The sequence below is a fragment of the Cellulosimicrobium sp. NPDC057862 genome (genome assembly GCF_042797035.1).
Classification (GTDB): domain Bacteria; phylum Actinomycetota; class Actinomycetes; order Actinomycetales; family Cellulomonadaceae; genus Cellulosimicrobium.
Map to the genome: position 1 here is coordinate 40,310 of NZ_JBHVMH010000017.1, position 20,778 is coordinate 61,087.

A 20,778-nucleotide genomic window follows, 5' to 3' on the forward strand; every position below is an offset into this window, starting at 1 on the left:
GTGCGGGGTCAGACGACCCGACGGGACGACCGCGTCAGGGTCAGAAGCACGTGACGTGGATCGACACCGAGGCGTTGCTCGACGACGCGTACGCGGTGCCCTGGCCGTCGTAGTCGTACAGGGTGACCGACGCGCCCGCGCTGTTGGTGGCGCTCCGCGTCGTCCCGCTCACGGTGAGCGTCACGTTCGTCGGCGCGCTCGCGGTGACCTTCGCGTCGCGGGTCCCGCAGTTGTACGGCGTGGTCCGGGTCGCGGCGCTCGCGGCAGCCGCCGGGACCAGGACGAGGCCCAGCGTGACGGCTGCTGCCAGCGGTGCAAGACGCTTCTTCATGGAGTACCCCCGTGTCTCTCGGACCGCCGGGCGACCTCGACCGGCGGACGATCCGGACACACTGCCCGGATCGCGATAAGACTGCAGTCCGTACATACTCCCGGCAAGGCCCGTGTCATCTGCTGAGACGGACCACCTCTCGCGAGATCGACCCGCGCGTCCGCAGGTCGACCCTCCGAGGGCCGATCTCAGACGCTCGGGTCGATCTCGCGGGGCCGGTTGTCCACAGACCTCGGCAGCGCGCTCCAACCCACGTCCGCGTCGAGCACGATCGGCACCATGCCCAGCGACCTCACTCCGCAGGCCGGCCTGCCCCGTACGACCTCGGTGCACCCTGAGACGCCGGCCCGAGAGTCCCCCGTCCGCGACACCGTCCCGGCGCGCACGCCGTCGCACCACCCTGCGGCCGCCTCGTCCCCCGACGCGGCACCCCGGCGTCCCGGCGACGAACGGCGGACCGAGCGCCCCGCCCCGCCGACAGCGATCCGCTTCACCGAGGAGCGACGCACGGAGCTCGCGCGCCGGACCCGGGCCGGCACGCTCGACCGCGTCCGGCGCGGCGTGTACCTCCCTCCGGCCGCTGCCGACCTGAGTCCCGCCCAGCTCCGCAGCGAGCTCGTGCTCCGCCGCGTCAGCGCCGTCGCCGAGCGGTTGTCGAGCACGTACTGGTTCAGCCACACGAGCGCCGCGCTGCTGCACGGCTGCTGGACCTGGCGGCTGGCCGACGTCGTCCACGTCACCCAGCTCCGCCCACCCAAGGCGGCGCAGACCCGCGAGCCGGCGCTCCGCCGACACTGGACCCCGCTCCCGGTCCGTGACCGCACCCTCGTCGGGGGGCTCCCGGTCACGACGCTGGAGCGCACGGTCGTGGACTGCGCCCGCTCCCTGCCGGGCGCGCAGGGCCTGGTCGTCGCCGACTCGGCCCTGCGTGCGGGCGCCGACCCGGCGGTGCTCGCCGTCCTGCTGGCGGAGGCGGCGGGAGGGCGCGGTGTCCGGGGCGCACGGGCCGTCGTCGGGCTCGCGGACGCGCGCGCGGAGTCTCCGGGCGAGTCTGTCGTGCGCTGGATCCTGCACGAGGCCGGGCTGCCCGCTCCCGTGCCCGGGCTCGAGGTCCCGACGTGGCGCGGGATCCTGTGGGTGGACCTCGGATGGCCGGAGCACCGGGTCGCGGTCGAGTTCGACGGCGCGGTCAAGTACTCGGGCGGCGACTTCGTGGACCCTCGGTCACGACTGGTGCAGGAGAAGGCGCGGCACGACGCGCTCGTGGAGGCGGGATGGGTCGTGCTGCGTGTGGTGTGGGCGGACCTGGCCGACCCGGCGACGATCGCACGTCGCATCGAGCGGGCTCTTCGTCGGTGACGACTCCCGCGCGGGGCGGAGTCGGCGGGTCGAGGCCCGGTGCGACATCGACCCGTACGTCCGAGATCGACCTTCAGGAGGTCGACGTCGAGCCGGACGGGTCGATCTCGGTGGGGCCGGGGAGGCCGGCGATGCCGGCGTCGTCGCTCCGGCTTCGGCGCTTGCCGCCCGTCGCCTCGTCGCGGACGAGCCGGATCCAGAGCAGCACGGCGAAGCCGCCGAACACCCACCACTGCAGCGCGTAGAAGAGGTTCTGCAGGTTCAGGCCCGTCCCACCCTCGATCGTCGGGCGCGGGAGCTGCGACGGACCGCCCTCGGCCGCCGACGGCTGCTCCGGGTCGGACGACAGCAGCACGAGGTAGCCCGAGTACATCGGTCCGCCCCACTCGTTGACGAGCGCCCCGGTCGAGATCGCGTCCGTGAGTCCGGGTGCGCTCCCGCCCTGGCCCGCGGCCTCCGAGGCCTGCAGGTACCCGGTGAGCCGCACGACGCCGTCCGGCGGGTCGAGCGCGGCGCTCTCCTCGGGCGTCTCGACCCAGCCGCGGACCACGGGCAGCACGGGCGCGCCGGAGAGGTCGGCCCACGACGCGCCCTGCGTCCCGTCGTCGGTCACGTGCAGCGGCGTGAGGACCAGGTAGCCCACCCGGCCGTCGAGGGCACGGTTCTCCACGAGGAGCTGGCCCTCGGGGTCGTACTCCCCCTCGACCCACGCCTGCCGGCCGACGAGCTCGCCCGGGAAGGAAGACTGCGGCGGGAGCAGCACCCCCACGCCCTCGGGTCCCGCGGCCTCGAGCTCCGCGGCCTCCTGCTGCGCGGCGAGCTCGGCGCGCTGCTGCGCGCGGTCGAGCTGCCAGACGCCGAGCCGTGCGCACACCGCCGCGGCCAGGAGGAAGAGCACGAGCAGGCCGACCACGCGGGGCTGGCGGGCGACCGCCCAGAACGAACGCGGGGCGGTGGGCTCGGGCACGCCCCCACGGTAGCCGGGCCTCGCGCGAGAACCCGCATCGCGGGCGTCGTACCGGGCGAACCTCACACCGGTGTGGTCCGATGGGGAGGCCCGGGGACGAGACGGGGACGACACGTCGGCGACGGGGCCGGCGCACGAGAGGAGCATCTGTGACGCACCGCGCCCGACGCCACCGCCTGCGGTTCGCCGCGACCGCCGTCCTCGTGCTCGCGGCGGGCGCGGTCGCTGCGCCCGCCGCCGCGGCGGACTTCCCGATCGAGGAGCCCTTCGGGGACACGACGCCGAACGACCCGGCCTGGGTCCCGTTCGGCGAGGCGACGCTGACGGGCGAGGGCGACGGGTGGCTCCGGCTCACCGACCTCGACCAGACCAACGGGGGGTTCGGCGGCTACGTGCTCGACAGCGCGTTCCCGACGGACCTCGGCGTGGTGGTCGAGTTCGAGTACGCGACGTGGGGCGGCCAGGAGCTCGGCGGCAACCGCGGCGACGGGTTCTCGTTCTTCCTCATGGACGGGTCGTTCCCCGCCGCGGTCGGCGGGGACGGCGGGTCGCTCGGGTACACGTTCCTCCAGGGCGGGTACGCGGGCGTCGGGTTCGACGAGTTCGGCAACTTCTCGGCCGGCGTCGGCGGCCCCGGCCCGCAGCCCGGGTTCGTGTCCGTGCGCGGCTCCTACGCCGCGGACACCCCGTGGGGCTACCTCACGGGAGTCCCCGGCCCCGGTGGGACCGTCGAGACCGTGCCGCCGGGCGGCGGCGACCCGAGCCGCGCGTTCGTCCGCACCGTCCGCGCGGTCGTCACCCCGGCGCCGAGCACCGACCTCCTGTCCGTCTGGAGCGACAGCGGACCCGGCACCCCGCTCGAGCCGCTCATCAGCCAGTTCGACCTCGGCGGCGCCGCGGGGCAGCCCGCGCTCCCGGCCACGTTCAAGCTCGGCTTCGGCGCGTCCACCGGTGGCGCGACGAACTACCACGAGATCCGGAACCTGCGCGTCGTGGTCCCGACCGTCCTCACCGTCGAGAAGACGACGACCACGCCGGTCGTCGAGTCCGGCGGCCGGGTGTCCTACCAGCTCGAGGTGACGAACGGGTACGTCAACGACGTGGTCGGCGCCCGCGTGGTCGACACCGTCCCGGCCGAGCTCACCGACGTCACGTGGACGTGCACGGCGACGGGCGGCGCGGCCTGCGGCACGGCCTCGGGGTCGGGCAACGCGATCGACACGACCGTCGACCTGCCGCGGCTCACCGGCGCGACGCCCACGGCGTCGGCGGTCCTCACCGTGACCGGGACCGCGCCGTTCGTCGATGCCGAGACGGTCCTGACGAACACGGCCGAGGTGGTCGCCCCGCCCGACCGCGAGGACCTCACCGACAACACCTCGTCGGTGGACGTCACCGTCCTTCCCGCCGCCGACCTCGCGGTCACGAAGGAGCTCACCAGCCCGGCGCCGCTCGTGCTCGGAGAGCCCGTCGAGTACGTCGTCGACGTGACGAACGAGGGTCCGGGGAGCGCTCGCGGCGTCATCGTCGCGGACGCCCTCCCGCCCGCCCTCGACCCGGCGAGCGTCGTCGCCGACGGCTGCACGCTGGAGGGCACGACCCTCGTGTGCCCGGTCGGCCCCCTCGCCCCCGGCGCGGGAGCGTCGTTCACGATCACGGGCACCGTGGGACCCGACCCCGCGGCCTGCTCGGCGGGTGACGTCGTGCAGCGCGCCCGCGTGACCTCGACGTCCGGGGACCCGGACCCGTCGAACGACGTCGCCGAGGTCACGACCCCGTGCGTCGTCCCGGTCGCGCTGTCCGTCACGAAGACCGGCCCCGCGCAGGTGACCGGGGGCGAGTCGCTCCGGTGGGAGGTCGTCGTGACCAACGACGGCCCGGCCGCGGCGCCCGGCACGATCGTCCAGGACGCCGTGCCCGACGCCGTCACGAGCGTCTCGTGGACGTGCAGCGTCTCGGACGGGTCGGCGTGCGACGCGCCCTCGGGCACCGGGAACGACGTGTCCACCACGGCGACCGTCCCCGCGGGCGGGACGGCGACCGTCGTCGTGACGGGCACCGCACCCCCGGCGGGGGGCACGGTCACCAACACCGCGACGGTCGAGCCCTGCGCGGCCTGCGTCGACGACGGCGACGGCCCGTCCGAGGCGACCGCGACGACCACGGTCGTCCCCACCCCGGGCCCGGGGCCCGGCCCCGGTCCGCAGCAGCCCGGTACGTCCGGGCCCGGCCTCGCGACGACCGGCGTGGACCTCGTCGCGGCGAGCGCCGCGGCGCTGCTCGCCGTCGCGCTCGGTGCGGGGCTCCTGCTCCAGGGCACCCGGGCACGCCGCCGGACCTGAGTCCCGGGACCTAGGACCTTTTCTGCGGTCCCGGGCGGACGTCACACCGCCCGGGGCCGTCACGGACCGTGCAGGGCCTCGGTCGATGCGGTTGTATGAAGCCGTAGTCGTTCACGAACCCTTCCCCCTGCAGGAGCGTGAGATGAGCACGACCACCGCCACCGAGTCCACCGCCTGGCGACCCGCCGAGGTCGCACCGCTCGACGACGACACCCTGCGTCGCGTCGACGCGTGGTGGCGTGCGGCGAACTACCTGTCCGTCGGCCAGATCTACCTCCTGGCCAACCCGCTGCTGCGCACCCCGCTGGTGCGCGACGACGTCAAGCCGCGCCTGCTGGGCCACTGGGGCACGACCCCCGGCCTGAACTTCCTCTACGCGCACCTCAACCGCGCGATCGCCGAGCGGCGCCAGTCGACGATCTACGTCGCGGGTCCCGGTCACGGCGGCCCCGGGCTCGTCGCGAACGCCTACCTCGAGGGCACGTACTCCGAGACGTACACGGACATCACGCAGGACACCGAGGGCCTGCGCCGCCTGTTCCGCCAGTTCTCCTTCCCGGGCGGCATCCCGAGCCACGTCGCGCCGGAGACCCCCGGGTCGATCCACGAGGGCGGCGAGCTCGGCTACGCGCTCTCCCACGCGTACGGCGCGGCGTTCGACAACCCCGACCTGCTGGTCGCGGCGGTCGTCGGCGACGGCGAGGCGGAGACGGGCCCGCTCGCGACGAGCTGGCACTCGAACAAGTTCGTCAACGCGCGCAACGACGGCGTCGTGCTGCCGATCCTGCACCTCAACGGGTACAAGATCGCCAACCCCACGGTGCTCGCGCGCATCAGCGACGACGAGCTGCGCGACCTCATGATCGGCTACGGCCACACGCCCTACTTCTTCACCGGCGGGTTCGACGGCGAGGACCACTTCGAGGTGCACCAGCGCTTCGCGAAGCTCCTCGACGAGGTGCTCAACCACATCGCGCAGATCAAGGCCGACGCCGCGGCAGGGAACGACGAGCGGCCCGCGTGGCCCATGATCGTCTTCCGCACGCCCAAGGGCTGGACGTGCCCGCCCGTCATCGACGGCAAGAAGACCGAGGACTCGTGGCGCGCGCACCAGGTGCCGCTCGCGAGCGCGCGGGACACCCCGGAGCACCTCGACGTGCTGAAGGGCTGGCTCGAGTCGTACCGGGCCGACGAGCTGTTCGACGAGGACGGCCGCCTGCGCGAGGACATCGCCGCGCTCGCCCCCGAGGGCACGCTGCGCATGAGCGACAACCCGCACGCCAACGGCGGGCTCCTCCTCAAGGACCTGCGGCTCCCGGACTTCCGCGACTACGCGGTCGACGTCTCGGGCCCGGGCGGCAACGTCGCCGAGTCGACGCGCGTCCTCGGGCAGTGGCTCACCGACGTCGTGCGGCTGAACCCGGACAACTTCCGGATCTTCGGTCCCGACGAGACCGCGTCGAACCGGCTCCAGGCGGTCTACGAGGTCACGGACAAGCAGTGGAACGCCGACTTCTTCGGCCCCGACGTCGACGAGCACCTCGCCCGCGCGGGCCGGGTCATGGAGATGCTCTCGGAGCACCAGTGCCAGGGCTGGCTCGAGGGCTACCTGCTCACGGGGCGCCACGGCCTGTTCACGAGCTACGAGGCCTTCATCCACATCGTCGACTCGATGTTCAACCAGCACGCGAAGTGGCTGAAGGTCACCAACCACATCCCGTGGCGCCGACCGGTCGCGAGCCTCAACTACCTGCTGTCGAGCCACGTGTGGCGCCAGGACCACAACGGCTTCAGCCACCAGGACCCGGGCTTCATCGACCACGTCGTGAACAAGAAGGCCGAGATCGTCCGCGTGTACCTGCCGCCGGACGCCAACACGCTGCTCTCGACCTACGACCACTGCCTGCGCTCGCGCCAGTACGTGAACGTCGTCGTGGCGGGCAAGCAGCCGGCGCCGCAGTTCCTGTCCATGGAGCAGGCGATCGCGCACTGCACGCGCGGGCTCGGCATCTGGGAGTGGGCCGGCACCGAGGTCGAGGGCGAGGACCCGGACGTCGTGCTCGGGGCCGCCGGGGACGTCCCGACGCTCGAGGTGCTCGCCGCGGCGGACATCCTGCGTCGCCGCATCCCCGACCTCAAGGTCCGGGTCGTCAACGTCGTGGACCTCATGCGGCTCCAGGACGAGAACGAGCACCCGCACGGGCTGTCGGACAAGGACTTCGACACGCTCTTCACGTCGGACAAGCCCGTCATCTTCAACTACCACGGCTACCCGTGGCTCATCCACCGCCTCACGTACCGCCGCACCAACCACGCGAACATCCACGTGCGCGGCTACAAGGAGGAGGGCACCACCACCACCCCGTTCGACATGGCCATGCTCAACGACATCGACCGCTTCCACCTCGTCATCGACGTCATCGACCGCGTGCCGTCCCTGCGCTCGACCTACGCGGGCCTGCGCCAGGAGATGGTCGACGCACGCCTGACGGCCCGGCAGTACACCCGCGCGCACGGGGAGGACATCCCCGAGGTCCGTGACTGGGTGTGGCCGGACGCGGGCGACACCGCGACGGGCGAGGGCGGCCCGCAGTACGACGGCGCGCGCGCCGTGCAGGACACCGGAGGAGACAACGAGTGAGCGACACCGCTCGCAGCATCTACATCACCTCGCCCGAGGGCGAGACGGGCAAGTCCACGATCGCGCTGGGGGTCCTCGACCTGCTGGTCCGCAAGGTCCAGCGGGTCGGGGTCTTCCGGCCGGTCACCCGGGCCGCCGGCCCGGACGTGCAGGACTACGTGCTCGAGCTCCTGCTCGCGCACGACGGCGTGGACGTCACCGCCGAGCAGGCGATCGGCGTCACGTACGAGGACGTCCACGCCGACCCCGAGGGCGCGCTGTCGCAGATCGTGGCGCGCTACCACGAGGTCGCGCGCCAGTGCGACTTCGTCGTGGTCGTCGGGACGGACTACACCGACGTCGCGGGGCCGACCGAGCTGTCGTTCAACGCGCGCGTCGCCGCGAACCTCGGCGCACCGGTCCTCCTCGTCGTCTCCGGCAAGGGCCGTACGCCCGACGCCGTGGGCAACCTCATCGAGGTGAGCGTCGCCGAGCTGCGCTCCCAGCACGCGCAGCCCATCGGCGTCGTCGCGAACCGCGTGCAGCCGGACGACCTCGACGCGGTGCGCGCGCTGCTCGGAGCGCTCGGCCCGGACGGCGAGCCGCTCGCGGGGGCGGGGGCGCCGTCGGGCACGACGGCGGAGCCCGGCGCGAACCTGCCCGGCTGGGCGGTGCCCGAGGACCCGTTCCTCGACGCCCCGACGGTGCGCATCCTCATGGAGGCCGTCGGCGGGACGCTCGCGTTCGGCGAGGAGGAGCTCCTCGCTCGCGAGGCGACGGACCTGCTCGTGGGTGCCATGTCGTTCGAGCACCTGCTCGACCGGTTGACCGACGGCGCGGTCGTCATCACGCCCGGCGACCGCGTCGACATCCTCATCGGGCTGCTCGCCGCGCACTCGGCGTCGGGCTTCCCGTCGCTCGCCGGCGTCATCCTCAACGGCGGGTTCTTCCCGCCCGAGTCGACCGCGCGCCTCGTGGCCGACCTGGACCCGAGCCTGCCGATCATCCGCACCGACCTCGGGACGTTCCGCTCGGCGAGCGCCGCCGCGAGCGCCCGGGGCCGAGTGACCAAGGAGTCGCAGCGCAAGGTCGACACGGCGCTCGCGCTGTTCGAGCAGAGCGTCGACGGCGCGGCGCTCCTCGCGGGACTGGACGTGCCCCGGCCCGAGGTCGTCACGCCGCTCATGTTCGAGTACGAGCTGCTCTCGCGCGCCCGTGCGGACCGCAAGCACGTCGTGCTTCCCGAGGGCGACGACGACCGCATCCTGCGCGCCGCGTCCACGCTGCTCGGCCGCCAGGTCGCGGAGCTGACGATCCTCGGCGAGGAGCAGAAGGTCCGCGCCCGCGCGGCCGAGCTCGGCCTCGACATCGACGCGGCGCACGTCGTCAGCCCGCACGACCCGGAGCTCGTCGAGCGGTTCGCCGCGGAGTACCAGCGGCTGCGCGCGCACAAGGGCATGACGCTCGAAGAGGCGCGCGAGCGCGTCCAGGACGTGTCGTACTTCGGCACGCTGATGGTCCACCTCGGCCTCGCGGACGGCATGGTCTCGGGCGCGAAGCACACGACGGCGCACACCATCAAGCCGTCGTTCGAGATCATCAAGACGCAGCCGGGCGTGTCCGTGGTGTCGTCGGTGTTCCTCATGTGCCTCGACGACCGGGTGCTCGTGTACGGCGACTGCGCGGTCATCCCCGACCCGACGGCGGAGCAGCTCGCGGACATCGCGATCTCCTCGGCGGCGACGGCGCAGCAGTTCGGCGTCGACCAGCGGGTCGCGATGCTCTCCTACTCGACGGGCGAGTCCGGCTCGGGTGCCGACGTGGACAAGGTGCGCCGGGGCACGGCGCTCGTCCGTGAGCGCCGCCCCGACCTGTTCGTCGAGGGCCCGATCCAGTACGACGCCGCCGTGGACGCGTCCGTCGCGGCGTCGAAGATGCCGGGCTCGGACGTGGCAGGTCGCGCGACGGTGTTCATCTTCCCGGACCTCAACACGGGCAACAACACCTACAAGGCCGTGCAGCGCTCCGCGGGCGCCGTCGCGGTCGGCCCCGTGCTCCAGGGTCTCAACAAGCCGGTGAACGACCTGTCGCGCGGCGCGCTCGTGCAGGACATCGTCAACACCGTCGCCATCACCGCGATCCAGGCGCAGGCCCCGGCCGGCGCCGCCGACCTCACGCCCGCCGACACCGGCCACGCCTCCCAGGGAGCCACCTCATGACGATCCTGCCCGAGGGCGAGCGCCCCAACCCCTACAGCGCCTACGGGGCGCACGGGTCCGTGCTCGTCATGAACTCGGGGTCGTCCTCGCTCAAGTACCAGCTCGTCAACCCGGTCGGCGGCGAGGCCATCGCCGCGGGCACGATCGAGCGCATCGGCGAGGACTCCGGGATCATCAAGCACCGGTTCGCGGGGAACACGACGACGCGCGAGGAGCCGGTCGCCGACCACGGCGTCGCCCTGCGCATCGCGCTGAGCCTCTTCGACGAGGTCGGCCCGAGGCTCGCCGAGGCGGACGTCTACGCGGTCGGCCACCGCGTCGTCCAGGGCGGTTCGTTGTTCGCCGACCCCGTCCTCGTCGACGACGGCGTCCTGGAGCGGATACGGTCGCTCTCCCCGCTCGCGCCCCTGCACAACCCCGCGAACGTCAAGGGCATCGAAGTCGCCCGGTCGCTGCTCGGGGACGTCCCGCACGTGGCCGTGTTCGACACCGCCTTCTTCCAGCGCCTCCCCCAGCACGTCGCCACGTACGCCCTGGACGCCGAGGTCGCGCAGCAGTACGCGGTCCGGCGCTACGGCGCCCACGGGACGAGCCACCAGTACGTCTCGGGCAAGGTCGCGCGCGTCCTCGGCCGGCGGATCGAGGGGCTCAACACGATCGTGCTGCACCTCGGGAACGGCGCCTCGGCCTCGGCCGTGAAGGGCGGGGTCCCGGTCGAGACGTCGATGGGCCTCACCCCGCTCGAGGGCCTCGTCATGGGCACCCGCACGGGCGACATCGACGCGGCCGTGGTGTTCCACCTCGCGCGCAACGCCGGGATGACCATCGACGAGATCGACGACCTGTTCAACAAGCGGTCCGGGGTCAAGGGCCTCTCCGGGGTCAACGACTTCCGGGAGCTGCACCGGCTCATGGACGAGGGCCACGAGGGCGCCCGGCTGGCGTTCGACGTCTACATCCACCGGCTGCGCAAGTACATCGGCGCCTACGCGGCGGTCCTGGGCCGCGTCGACGTCGTCGCCTTCACCGCGGGCGTCGGCGAGCACGACGCCGAGGTCCGCGCCGCGGTCGTCGAGGGCCTCGAACCCCTCGGCCTCGCCGTCGACCCGGACCGCAACGCCGTCGACTCCGGCGAGCCGCGCGTCATCTCGCCGGACTGGACGAGCACGCTCGTCATGGTGGTCCCGACGATGGAGGAGCTCGCGATCGCGCGCCAGTCCGTCGAGGTCGTCGAGGCCGCCTCGCGCGCGGGCTGAGCATCCTCCGCGCGACCGGCGAGCCGACGCACGCGCCCGCTCGCCGGTCGGTGGGATGCTCGGGCGGTGACCGTTCTCATCGACCCGCCCGCGTGGCCCGCGCACGGGACGCTGTTCAGCCATCTCGTGTCCGACACGTCGCTCGCGGAGCTGCACGCGTTCGCGACCTCGATCGGCGTGAGCCGTCGCGCCTTCGACCTCGACCACTACGACGTCGCCGCCGAGCGGTACGACGTCGCGGTCGCGGCCGGCGCGGTGCCCGTCGACGGGCGCGAGCTCGCGCGACGGCTCGGGGCGTCGGGGTTGCGCGTGCCCGGCCGGGCGCGGCGCGCGGCGAAGGCCGACGCGCTCCTCGCCCGGTGGGACGCACTCCTGCCCGGGGCCCGCGACGTCGGCGTCGACCTGGTCGAGCGCTGGCACGAGCCGCATCGCGTCTACCACGGTCCGGAGCACCTGGTGCACGCGCTCGACTCGCTCGCGCTCCTGGAGGGGCGCCCGCCCGGGGTTCCCGTCGACGTCGCGGCGCCCGGGCGCGCGGACGGCGCTGCGGCGTCGCACGGGCCGACGCGCGGCGGCTCGGGAGACGGACCGGGGAGCGCCGCAGCGACCCAGCTCGCGCTGTGGTTCCACGACGCCGTGCACGACGGCGAGGCGGGCCGCGACGAGGAACGGTCCGCCGACCTCGCGGTCGCCCGGCTCGCGGGCCACCTCGACGCCGCGGCCGTGGCGGAGGTCGTCCGGCTCGTGCTCGTGACGACGGACCATTCGCCCGCGGCGGGCGACGGGCCGGGCGCGCTCGTGTCCGACGCCGACCTCGCGATCCTCGGCTCCGCGCCGGACCGGTACGCGCGGTACGCGCGGCAGGTGCGCGCCGAGTACGCGCACGTGCCCGGCGACGCCTTCCGCACCGGTCGCGCCGCCGTCCTGCGAGGCCTGCTCGCGGGCGGCACGCTGTTCCGCACCCCGCAGGGCGCGACGCTCTGGGAGGACCGCGCCCGCGCGAACCTCACCGCCGAGCTCGCCGCCCTCGGCTCCCCCGCCTGACCCCGCCCCGTCGACCATGGGGTTGTCGCCCGTCCCAGACGCCGGACGAGCCACAACCCCATGGTCGACGGGTCAGGAGCGCGTGGTCGGCGCTAGGGTCGGGCCGTGACCGACGACCCGACCGCCGCATCTCCCTCGTCATCGTCATCGTCATCGACGTCGTCAGCGACGTCGTCGTCGAGGTCGTCGGGGTCGGCGCCCGCTTCCGGCAGCCCGTCCCCCCGGGTCCGGCCTCGGTGGTCGCGGCGTCGCCGGACCGCGGTCTGGGTCGCCGCCGGGCTGGCCGTGCTCGTGCTGGCGCCGTTCGTCGTCGTGCAGGGCGTCGGGCGCGCTCACGTCGCCGACCCGGCGGACGTGCCGCCGAGCGACGCGATCGTCGTGCCGGGGGCGGGGCTGCGACCGGACGGGTCGCCGTCCACGTACCTGCGGCGCCGGCTCGACGCGGCCGCGGAGCTCTACGGCCGGGGCGTCGCGCCCGTCGTCCTCGTGAGCGGCGACGCGCACGACGACTACGACGAGCCCGGGTCCATGCGCGCGTGGCTGCTCGACCGGGGCGTGCCGGACGACGCGATCCTGCTCGACCGCGAGGGTTTCGACACGCACGCGACGTGCACGCGCGCGGTGTCCGAGTTCGGCGTCGGCACGGCAGTGGTCGTCACGCAGGAATACCACCTGCCGCGCACCCTCTTCTCGTGCCGCGTCGCGGGCCTCGACGCCGTCGGGATCGGGGTCAGCGCGGCGAGCGTGGAGCCGTGGAAGGCCGTGCTCTACCGCGTGCGCGAGGTCCCCGCGGCGACGAAGGCCGTGCTCGACGCCGTGCGCCGCTGAGGACTCACCGCACCGCGCCGGGCACGGGCGGTGCGGTCAGGGCAGGCGCAGGCGGCGCATGACGTCGAGCGCGGTCGTGAGCACCTTGCTGGGGAGCTCGCCGCCGATCCCGTAGAGCGTGTCGAGCGTGAGGCCCTGGTTGGCGCCGCGCTGCACGGAGATCGTCTGCGCCTCCGTGAGCGCCTCGATCCCCTCGCGGCCGTGCCGACGCCCCAGACCGGACGCCTTGAACCCGCCCATCGGCGCGCCGACCGAGCCCCACGCGGCTGAGTACCCGTCGTTGACGTTGACCGTGCCCGCCTCCACGCGCGCAGCGATCCGGCGGCCCCGCGCGACGTCGCGCGTCCACACGCTCGCGTTGAGCCCGAACTCCGAGTCGTTCATGATCCGCACGGCCTCGTCGTCGCTCGCGACCCGGCGCACGGACACGACCGGACCGAACGTCTCCTCGCGAGCGCACGCCGCGTCGTCGGGCACGTCGTCCAGCACCGTGGGCGCGTAGAACCACGGGCCGATGTCCGCGCGGTGCACGCCGCCCGCGAGGACACGCGCGCCGCGCGCGATGGCGTCCTCGACGTGCGCGACGACGCGGTCGAGCTGCGCCCGCGACGTGAGCGACCCCATGTCGGCGGAGTAGTCGAGCCCGGCCCCGAGGCGCATCTCGCGGACGAGCGGCACGAACTCGTCGAGGAAGGCGTCGGCGATGTCCTCGTGCAGCACGATCCGCTCGATCGAGACGCAGAGCTGCCCCGAGTTGGAGAAGCACGCGCGGACCGCGCCGCGCGCCGCCGCGCGCACGTCGGCGTCGGCCGCGACGTAGAGGGGGTTCTTGCCGCCGAGCTCCAGGGTCGCCCCGATGAGCCGCTCCCCCGCGCGCGCGGCGACCTTGCGCCCCGTCGCCGTCGAGCCGGTGAACGCGATGTGGTCCACGTGGTCGGTCACCGCCGCGCCGACGTCGCCGCCTCCCGCGACGACGAGGAACAGGTCGGCGGGCAGCCCCGCCTCCTCGAGCAGCTCGGCGCCCCACAGCGCGCTGAGCGTCGTCTGCGGGTCCGGCTTGAGCACGACGGCGTTCCCCGCCACGAGCGCGGGCACGGCCTCCGCGAACGCGAGCGTCAGCGGGTAGTTCCAGGGCGCGATCACGCCGACGACCCCCACCGGGCGGCGGTGCACGCGCGTGCCCGTCAGCACCGGCAGCATGCCCGGCGCGCGGCGGTCGGCGAGGTAGCGGGGCCCGCGCTGGGCGTAGTGGCGCGTGAGGATCGCGACGTCCGCGACCTCCTCGAACGCGCTGCGGCGCGACTTGCCGGACTCCATCTGGATGAGGTCGAGGCCGTCGGACTGCCGCGCGAGCACGAGCTCGCCGAACCGGCGCAGCACGGCCGCGCGCTCCCGGACGGGGAGCGCCGCCCACGCCGGCTGCGCCGCGCGTGCCCGCTCGACCGCGCGCGCCACGTCGTCCACGGAGGAGACGGGGAAGGCGGCGAGCGGCGCGCCCGTGAACGGCAGGACCGAGCGGTGCATGCCCGCCTCGTTGCTGGTGACGACGCGCTGCGCGAGCGGTGCGACGACGTCCGGCTCGAGCACGTAGGTCGCCGCAGGGTTCTCGGGGTCGATCGGGCCGTCCAGCGCGGCGCCCTCGCCGGGTCCGGTGCCGGGGGTGCCGGATGAGCTCGTCATGGGGACAGGCTACGTCGTCGGACCGACAGGGCCCGAGACGGGGAGCTCCCAGGTCGTGAGCACGGGGCGGAACCCCTGCCGCGCCCAGAAGGGTGCCGAGAGCGGGTTGAGGACGCCGTGGTGCAGGAGCACGACCGCGTCCGCCCCGACGCGTTCCCGGACGCGCGCGAGCGCCGCGTCGACGAGCGTGCTGCCGACCCCGGCGCCGCGCGCGGCGCCTGTCACGTGCAGCAGCACGAGGTAGGCGACCGGTCGGGTCGTGACCGTCCCGGCGACCGCCCCGGACCGTTCCGGCGGCTCGACCGCGACGACGCCCAGGACCTCCTCGGCCCGGCCTCCGGGAGCGTCCCCGCGCTCGTCCGCCCGGGCCGCCGTCGCGACGAGGAACGTCGTGGCCGGGTTCGCCACCGCGCCCGCGACCTGCGTCGCGAGGAGCGCACGGGCACCCGGGCGCACCCGGGCGGCGCCCACGAGCTCGTCGTACGCGAGCTCCGCGAGCTGGTGCTCCACGAGCACCGGGACGTCGTCGGGCGTCGCGTCGCGGACGACGACGCCCGCCGGACCACGTCCTGCGGCGCCGGGGGCCGTGCCACGGCGGGCGGCGAGGTGCACGGTCGGGCGCATGCCGTGCGCGGCGAGGGCCGCGACCGCCCCGACGTCGCGGCTCGGCCAGAGGAGCACCCTCCCGTGGTCGCGCGGGGCGGGTCCCACCTGGGGCACGCCGTCGCCGTCGGGCGGGGTGCCCGGGTCCTGCGCGACGCGCTCGGACCATGCCGAGAGGAGCGCCGCCACCGCGCCCGGGACGTCCGGACCCGCCGCCCGGGCACGCAGCCGGTGCTCGCGCAGCGGGCGGAGCAGCGCGGCCGCGGAGTCGGCGCCGACGTCGCCGACCGTGACGAGGCCCGCCGCCCTCGACCCGTCGGGGAGCCGGACGGCGAGCAGGCGCTCGTCCTCCGGGGCCGCGCCCAGGTCCGGGACCGCGACGAGCGGGTCGAGCGCCCGGACCCGCGCGCGATGCTCGGCCTCCAGGGCGGCCAGGTCGTCGCCGTCAGGAGCCCAGGCGGGGCCGGGCGTCATCGCCCGGCGTCGCTCGCGTCCGGCGCGCCGAGCGGCCGGCCGAGCACGACGCACTCCTGGTCGGTGTAGCCGAGGCGCTCGTAGAAGCCACGGACGGCGTCGTTGGTCGAGCGCACCATGAGGCGCACCGCCCGCGCGCCCTGCGCGGCGAGCCACGCCTCCGCCGCGACGACGGTGGCGCGCCCCGTGCCGTGGCCCTGGAGGCGCGGGTCGACGGCCACGTAGTAGAGCCAGCCGCGGTGCCCGTCGACGCCGGCCATCGCCGACGCGACGACCTCGCCCGCGCAGACCGCGCCGCCGGCCTCGCCGTCGTCGGACGCGGCGCCCGGGAGGTCGCGCGTCGCCCGGCCCACGAGCACCGTCGAGGTCTCCCCCAGCCGCGCGTCCGCGAGGTCGCGGTACGGGTCGTTCCACGGCCGGGTGAGCCCGCACGTGCGCCACAGCGCGACGACGGCCTCGACGTCGTCGTCCACGGCCTCCGCGAACACGACGTCGGCGCCCGTCCCGGCACGGCCGTCGTCGGGCACCTCGTCCGGCACCGCGCCAGGTAGCGGGACAGGCGCGCCCTCGCCCGCGCGGGTCAGCCGGGGTCCGTCCGCGACCCGTCCCGTCACGGCGCGGCTCAGCGGGGCTGGTACGGCGAGACGACGACCTCGACGCGCTGGAACTCCTTGAGGTCGGAGTAGCCGGTCGTCGCCATCGCGCGCCGCAGCGCACCGACGAGGTTGAGCGTCCCGTCCGCCTGGCGGCCCGGGCCGAAGAGGATCTCCTCCAGCGTGCCGGCCGTGCCGACGCGCACGCGCTCGCCGCGCGGGAGCTGCGCGTGGTGGGCCTCCGAGCCCCAGTGCCAGCCCCTGCCCGGCGCCTCCTCGGCGCGCGCGAGCGCCGCGCCGATCATCACGGCGTCCGCGCCGCAGGCGACGGCCTTGACGAGGTCGCCCGAGCGGCCGACGCCGCCGTCCGCGATGACGTGGACGTAGCGGCCGCCCGACTCGTCGAGGTAGTCACGGCGTGCGGCCGCGACGTCCGCGACCGCCGTCGCCATGGGCGCGTGGATGCCGAGCGAGACGCGCGTCGTGTGCGCGGCGCCGCCGCCGAAGCCCACGAGGACGCCCGCGGCGCCCGTGCGCATGAGGTGCAGCGCGGCGGTGTACGTGGACGCGCCGCCGACGACGACCGGGACGTCGAGCTCGTAGATGAACCGCTTGAGGTTCAGCGGCTCGGCGACGCCCGAGACGTGCTCGGCGGAGACGGTCGTGCCGCGGATGACGAAGAGGTCGACGCCCGCGTCGACGACGGTCTGGTAGTGCTCCTGGGTGCGCTGCGGCGACAGGGCGCCGGCGACCGTGACGCCCGCAGCGCGGATCTCCTTGAGGCGCTGCGTGATGAGGTCGGGCTTGATCGGCTCGGCGTAGATCTCCTGCATGCGCCGCGTCGCCTCGAGCGGCTCGAGCGTCGCGATCTCCTCGAGGAGGGCGGTCGGGTCGTCGTAGCGGGTCCAGAGGCCCTCGAGGTCGAGCACGCCGAGGCCGCCGTGGTTGCCGAGCGCGACGGCCGTGGCCGGGCTCATCACCGAGTCCATGGGCGCCGCGAGGATCGGCAGCTCGAAGTGGTACGCGTCGATCTGCCAGCCGACCGACACCTCCTTCGGGTCGCGCGTGCGCCGGGAGGGCACGACCGCGACGTCGTCGAAGGAGAACGCGCGCCGACCGCGCTTGCCACGTCCGATCTCGATCTCGTTGCTCACCGGGCCAGCCTACCGGCGGGCCGTACCCGTCACCTGCAACGACCGCCGTGTGGGTGGGCGCTGGCAGGGTGACGCTCGTCGCCGGGAGGTCCGGCGGCACCGGGCGCGACGAGCACCGGGACCTGAGCGAGACCGCGAGGTGGACCATGACGACGACGCCCTGGACGGCGGGACCGCTCCTCGGTCTCGACACCGAGACCACGGGCGTCGACGTCGACGTCGACCGGATCGTCACCGCGGCGCTCGTGCTGCGCGAGCCCGGGTCGACGCACGTGCGCACGTGGCTCCTCGACCCGGGCGTCGAGATCCCCGCTGAGGCGACGGCGATCCACGGCGTCACGACGGCGCACGCGGCCGCCCACGGGGTCGCGCCCGCGACGGCGCTGGAGGAGATCGCGACGCTCGTCGTCGACGCCCAGCGCGACGGCGTCCCGCTCGTCGCGTACAACGCCGCGTTCGACCTGTCGCTCCTCGACGCGGAGCTCGTCCGCCACGGCCTGCCGACGCTCGCCGCACGGCTCGGGCGGCCCGTGCGCCCGGTGCTCGACCCGCTCGTGCTGGACCGCGCGTGGGACCCGACCCGTGAGGGCAAGCGACGCCTCGCCGACCTCTGCGCGCGCTACGAGGTGCTCGACGTCGGACCCCTGCACACCGCGGACGCGGACGTGCTCGCCACGCTCGACCTCCTCGACGCCCTCGCGCGCGCCTTCCCGGACCTCGGCGCCCTGGGCCCCGACGCCCTCCACGACCTGCAGGTCGCGGCGCACCGACGCTGGGTCGACGCGCTGGACCCCGAGCGCGAGCCTCCCTACGTCGGGGCCGGCGCGGACGGTCGCTGGCCCTCGTAGCGGACGGCCCGCCGACCAAGCCGGCACGGGGCCTCACCGACCGTCATCTATCTCACGACACGGATGGAGATCCTGTGACGAACCCGTGATCCCGCCAACGCTGGGCAGTGTCGTCGCGTGAATATCTCATCCATGAGTTATCGTCGCTCGCATGACAGCGATCGACGACGCCCCTCTCACGCAGGTCGGCACGCTCATCCGCGGCGCCCGCCAGAACCGGGGCCTCACGCAGACCCAGCTCGCCGAGCGGCTCGGCACGAGCCAGAGCGCCGTGCACCGCATCGAGCAGGGCGCCCAGAACCTCAGCCTCGAGATGCTCAACCGCATCAGCCTCGCGCTCGACTCCGAGATCATCAGCCTCGGCGGGCCCAAGCACGCGCACCTGCGCGTCCAGGGCGGCCACACGCTGTCCGGGCGCATCGAGGTCAACTCCTCCAAGAACGGCGCGGTCGCGCTCCTGTGCGCGTCGCTCCTCAACCGGGGCCGCACCACGCTGCGCGGCGTCGCCCGCATCGTCGAGGTCGACCGCATCGTCGACGTGCTGCGCTCCATCGGCGTCCGCGCGACCTGGACGACCGGCGGCCGTGACCTCGAGATCGTCGTGCCGGAGCACCTCGACCTCGCCGCCATCGACGTCGACGCCGCGCGCCGCACCCGCTCGATCATCATGTTCCTCGGACCGCTGCTCGGGCTCCGGGACACGTTCGAGCTCCCGTACGCCGGCGGCTGCGACCTCGGCACGCGCACCGTGGAGCCCCACATGATCGCCCTGCGGCCGTTCGGCCTCGCGGTCACCGCGACGGGCGGCAACTACCACGCGACGGTGGCCCCGGCGTCGGGCACCGACCTGTCGGTCGTGCTCACCGAGCGCGGCGACACCGTCACGGAGAACGCGCTCATGGCCGCGGCCCGGCGCGACGGCGTCACGACGATCCGCAACGCGAGCCCCAACTACATGGTCCAGGACCTGTGCTTCTACCTCGAGCTGCTGGGCGTCCGCGTGGAGGGCATCGGCACGACGACCCTGCGCGTCCACGGCCGCACCGACATCGACGTGGACGTGGAGTACGCCGTCTCGGAGGACCCGGTCGAGGCGATGAGCCTGCTCACCGCGGGCATCGTCACCGGCTCCGAGATCACGGTGGCCCGCGTCCCGATCGAGTTCATGGAGATCGAGCTTGCGACGCTGTCCGAGATGGGGCTGCGCTACACCCTGAGCGCCGAGTACCTGGCCCGCAACGGCCGGACGCGCCTCGTCGACGTCACCGTGCACCCCAGCGAGCTGCACGCCCCGATCGACAAGATCCACCCCATGCCGTTCCCTGGCCTCAACATCGACAACCTGCCGTTCTTCGCCGTCATCGCAGCGAACGCGCACGGGACGACGCTCATCCACGACTGGGTCTACGAGGGCCGCGCCATCCACCTCACCGACCTCACGCGCCTCGGCGCCGACGTGCGGCTCCTGGACGCCCACCGCCTCCAGGTCACCGGCCCGACGCGCTGGTCCGGCGCCGAGGTGAGCTGCCCGCCGGCCCTGCGCCCCGCCGTCGTCATCCTGCTCGCGATGCTCGCGGCGAAGGGCACGTCCGTCCTGCGCGGGGTGGACATCATCGCGCGCGGCTACGAGGGCCTCACGGAGCGCCTGCGCGAGCTCGGCGCCCACATCGAGACCTTCCGCGACTGAGCCGACGACCCGCGACGGGCCGGCACCCTCGGGGCGCCGGCCCGTCGTGCGTCACTTCGGGTAGACCGCGTCGACCTCCACCTCGACGAGCCAGCCGTTCACGGGAAGGTTCTCGATCTCGAGCGCGAACCGCGACGGCCGCGCGGCGTTGACGACCATCGGCGCGGTCGTCGCCGAGCCGAGCTGGACGTCGATCGGCTTCCCGGTCGCGAGGTTCGTGTTGGCGAAGAACTGCCGGTAGGCGCGGTTCCAGCCCGCGAAGTCCATCTTCTCCTGCCCTGCGGGGTTCTGGAGGAACACGCGCATCGACACGACGTCGTCGTAGGACAGCCCGGCCCGCTCGAGGTTCTCGCCGATCCGCATGAGGACGTTGATCCCCTGCGCCTCGGTGATCGTCACGCCCGCCGGCAGCACCCCGCCGGGGAACACGTCGGTGGGGATGTAGCGCTCCTCGGCGCCCGCCCCCGGCGCGGTGTTCATGGCGGAGGGCCCGAGGCCCGAGGACTTGTACCAGGCGACGTTCTTGCCGAACGCGACGCCGTCGGCGATCGACGGGGTGTCGCCGGTGACGAACGAGAAGGACTCCGTGGGCTTCGGCTCGAAGAGCTTCCCCGCGGCGACGGCGGTGCCGGGGACGGCCACGGCGGCGGTGACGGCGACGGCGACGACGACCTTCGTGCGGTTCTTCATGCAGGCCTCCAGGCGGGGACGGCGGGCGCCACCCTGACGCCCGCTCCGGCGGGCCGCGACGGCCGCCGGAGCGGCGACGCTAG

At 74.2% G+C, this 20,778-nt stretch carries 16 protein-coding genes; 9 read left to right on the forward strand and 7 right to left on the reverse strand.

The annotated features are described in order from the left end of the window. Window positions 1-40 precede the first annotated feature (40 nt). On the reverse strand, window positions 41-331 hold the full coding sequence (locus ACFVN3_RS17330; RefSeq protein WP_378234182.1) for a hypothetical protein: 291 nt from the start codon (window positions 329-331) through the stop codon (window positions 41-43). A gap of 279 nt (window positions 332-610) precedes the next feature. Between ACFVN3_RS17330 and ACFVN3_RS17335 the strand changes: the two genes are divergently transcribed. Next, complete coding sequence (locus ACFVN3_RS17335; protein WP_378234183.1) at window positions 611-1,690, forward strand: hypothetical protein; 1,080 nt, start codon at window positions 611-613, stop codon at window positions 1,688-1,690. 73 nt (window positions 1,691-1,763) lie between these two features. Here the strand turns inward: ACFVN3_RS17335 and ACFVN3_RS17340 are convergent, their stop codons facing one another. Then, window positions 1,764-2,657 (reverse strand): SURF1 family protein, encoded by an 894-nt coding sequence (locus ACFVN3_RS17340; protein WP_378234184.1) that lies wholly within the window; start codon window positions 2,655-2,657, stop codon window positions 1,764-1,766. A 149-nt stretch (window positions 2,658-2,806) separates the two neighbouring features. Here ACFVN3_RS17340 and ACFVN3_RS17345 point away from each other — a divergent pair, with 149 nt between their 5' ends. From ACFVN3_RS17345 to ACFVN3_RS17370, 6 genes are all read left to right on the forward strand, one after another. Then, a complete protein-coding gene (locus ACFVN3_RS17345) occupies window positions 2,807-4,999 on the forward strand; it encodes a hypothetical protein (RefSeq protein WP_378234185.1) in 2,193 nt (730 codons plus the stop codon). Window positions 5,000-5,141: 142 nt separating this feature from the next. Next, window positions 5,142-7,640: a phosphoketolase gene (locus ACFVN3_RS17350; RefSeq protein ID WP_378234186.1), complete on the forward strand. Its 2,499-nt coding sequence runs from the start codon at window positions 5,142-5,144 to the stop codon at window positions 7,638-7,640. Then, entirely contained in the window at window positions 7,637-9,838 is a 2,202-nt protein-coding gene (pta, locus tag ACFVN3_RS17355) for a phosphate acetyltransferase (protein ID WP_378234187.1), read from the forward strand. The genes ACFVN3_RS17350 and pta overlap by 4 nt, the downstream gene beginning before the upstream one ends. Beyond that, window positions 9,835-11,094, forward strand: coding sequence for an acetate/propionate family kinase (locus tag ACFVN3_RS17360; protein ID WP_378234189.1), 1,260 nt, complete (start codon window positions 9,835-9,837; stop codon window positions 11,092-11,094). The genes pta and ACFVN3_RS17360 overlap by 4 nt, the downstream gene beginning before the upstream one ends. Window positions 11,095-11,160: 66 nt before the next feature. Beyond that, window positions 11,161-12,138, forward strand: coding sequence for a DUF4031 domain-containing protein (locus ACFVN3_RS17365; RefSeq protein ID WP_378234191.1), 978 nt, complete (start codon window positions 11,161-11,163; stop codon window positions 12,136-12,138). Window positions 12,139-12,423: 285 nt separating this feature from the next. Beyond that, window positions 12,424-12,966, forward strand: a complete 543-nt coding sequence (locus tag ACFVN3_RS17370; protein WP_378234192.1) for a vancomycin high temperature exclusion protein — start codon at window positions 12,424-12,426, stop codon at window positions 12,964-12,966. Between the two features lie 36 nt (window positions 12,967-13,002). Here the strand turns inward: ACFVN3_RS17370 and ACFVN3_RS17375 are convergent, their stop codons facing one another. From ACFVN3_RS17375 to ACFVN3_RS17390, 4 genes are read right to left on the reverse strand one after another with little or no spacing between them, the layout of a single operon-like run. Continuing rightward, a complete protein-coding gene (locus ACFVN3_RS17375) occupies window positions 13,003-14,646 on the reverse strand; it encodes a succinic semialdehyde dehydrogenase (protein ID WP_378234193.1) in 1,644 nt (547 codons plus the stop codon). A 9-nt stretch (window positions 14,647-14,655) separates the two neighbouring features. Then, window positions 14,656-15,723, reverse strand: a complete 1,068-nt coding sequence (locus ACFVN3_RS17380; RefSeq protein WP_378234194.1) for a GNAT family N-acetyltransferase — start codon at window positions 15,721-15,723, stop codon at window positions 14,656-14,658. After that, complete coding sequence (locus ACFVN3_RS17385) at window positions 15,720-16,337, reverse strand: GNAT family acetyltransferase (RefSeq protein WP_378234195.1); 618 nt, start codon at window positions 16,335-16,337, stop codon at window positions 15,720-15,722. The genes ACFVN3_RS17380 and ACFVN3_RS17385 overlap by 4 nt, the downstream gene beginning before the upstream one ends. A gap of 8 nt (window positions 16,338-16,345) precedes the next feature. Next, window positions 16,346-17,470, reverse strand: a complete 1,125-nt coding sequence (locus ACFVN3_RS17390) for a GuaB3 family IMP dehydrogenase-related protein (protein ID WP_053369640.1) — start codon at window positions 17,468-17,470, stop codon at window positions 16,346-16,348. A 146-nt stretch (window positions 17,471-17,616) separates the two neighbouring features. Here ACFVN3_RS17390 and ACFVN3_RS17395 point away from each other — a divergent pair, with 146 nt between their 5' ends. Together ACFVN3_RS17395 and ACFVN3_RS17400 are read left to right on the forward strand one after the other, a co-directional pair. Beyond that, the gene (locus ACFVN3_RS17395; RefSeq protein ID WP_378234197.1) at window positions 17,617-18,318 is read left to right on the forward strand and encodes an exonuclease domain-containing protein; all 702 of its coding nucleotides are present in this window, start codon (window positions 17,617-17,619) and stop codon (window positions 18,316-18,318) included. A 151-nt stretch (window positions 18,319-18,469) separates the two neighbouring features. Next, window positions 18,470-20,005 carry a helix-turn-helix domain-containing protein gene (locus tag ACFVN3_RS17400; protein WP_378234198.1) on the forward strand — a complete coding sequence of 512 codons (1,536 nt, stop codon included), beginning with the start codon at window positions 18,470-18,472 and terminating at the stop codon, window positions 20,003-20,005. A gap of 51 nt (window positions 20,006-20,056) precedes the next feature. Here the strand turns inward: ACFVN3_RS17400 and ACFVN3_RS17405 are convergent, their stop codons facing one another. Continuing rightward, complete coding sequence (locus tag ACFVN3_RS17405) at window positions 20,057-20,695, reverse strand: Rid family hydrolase (RefSeq protein ID WP_205207131.1); 639 nt, start codon at window positions 20,693-20,695, stop codon at window positions 20,057-20,059. Window positions 20,696-20,778: the final 83 nt, after the last annotated feature.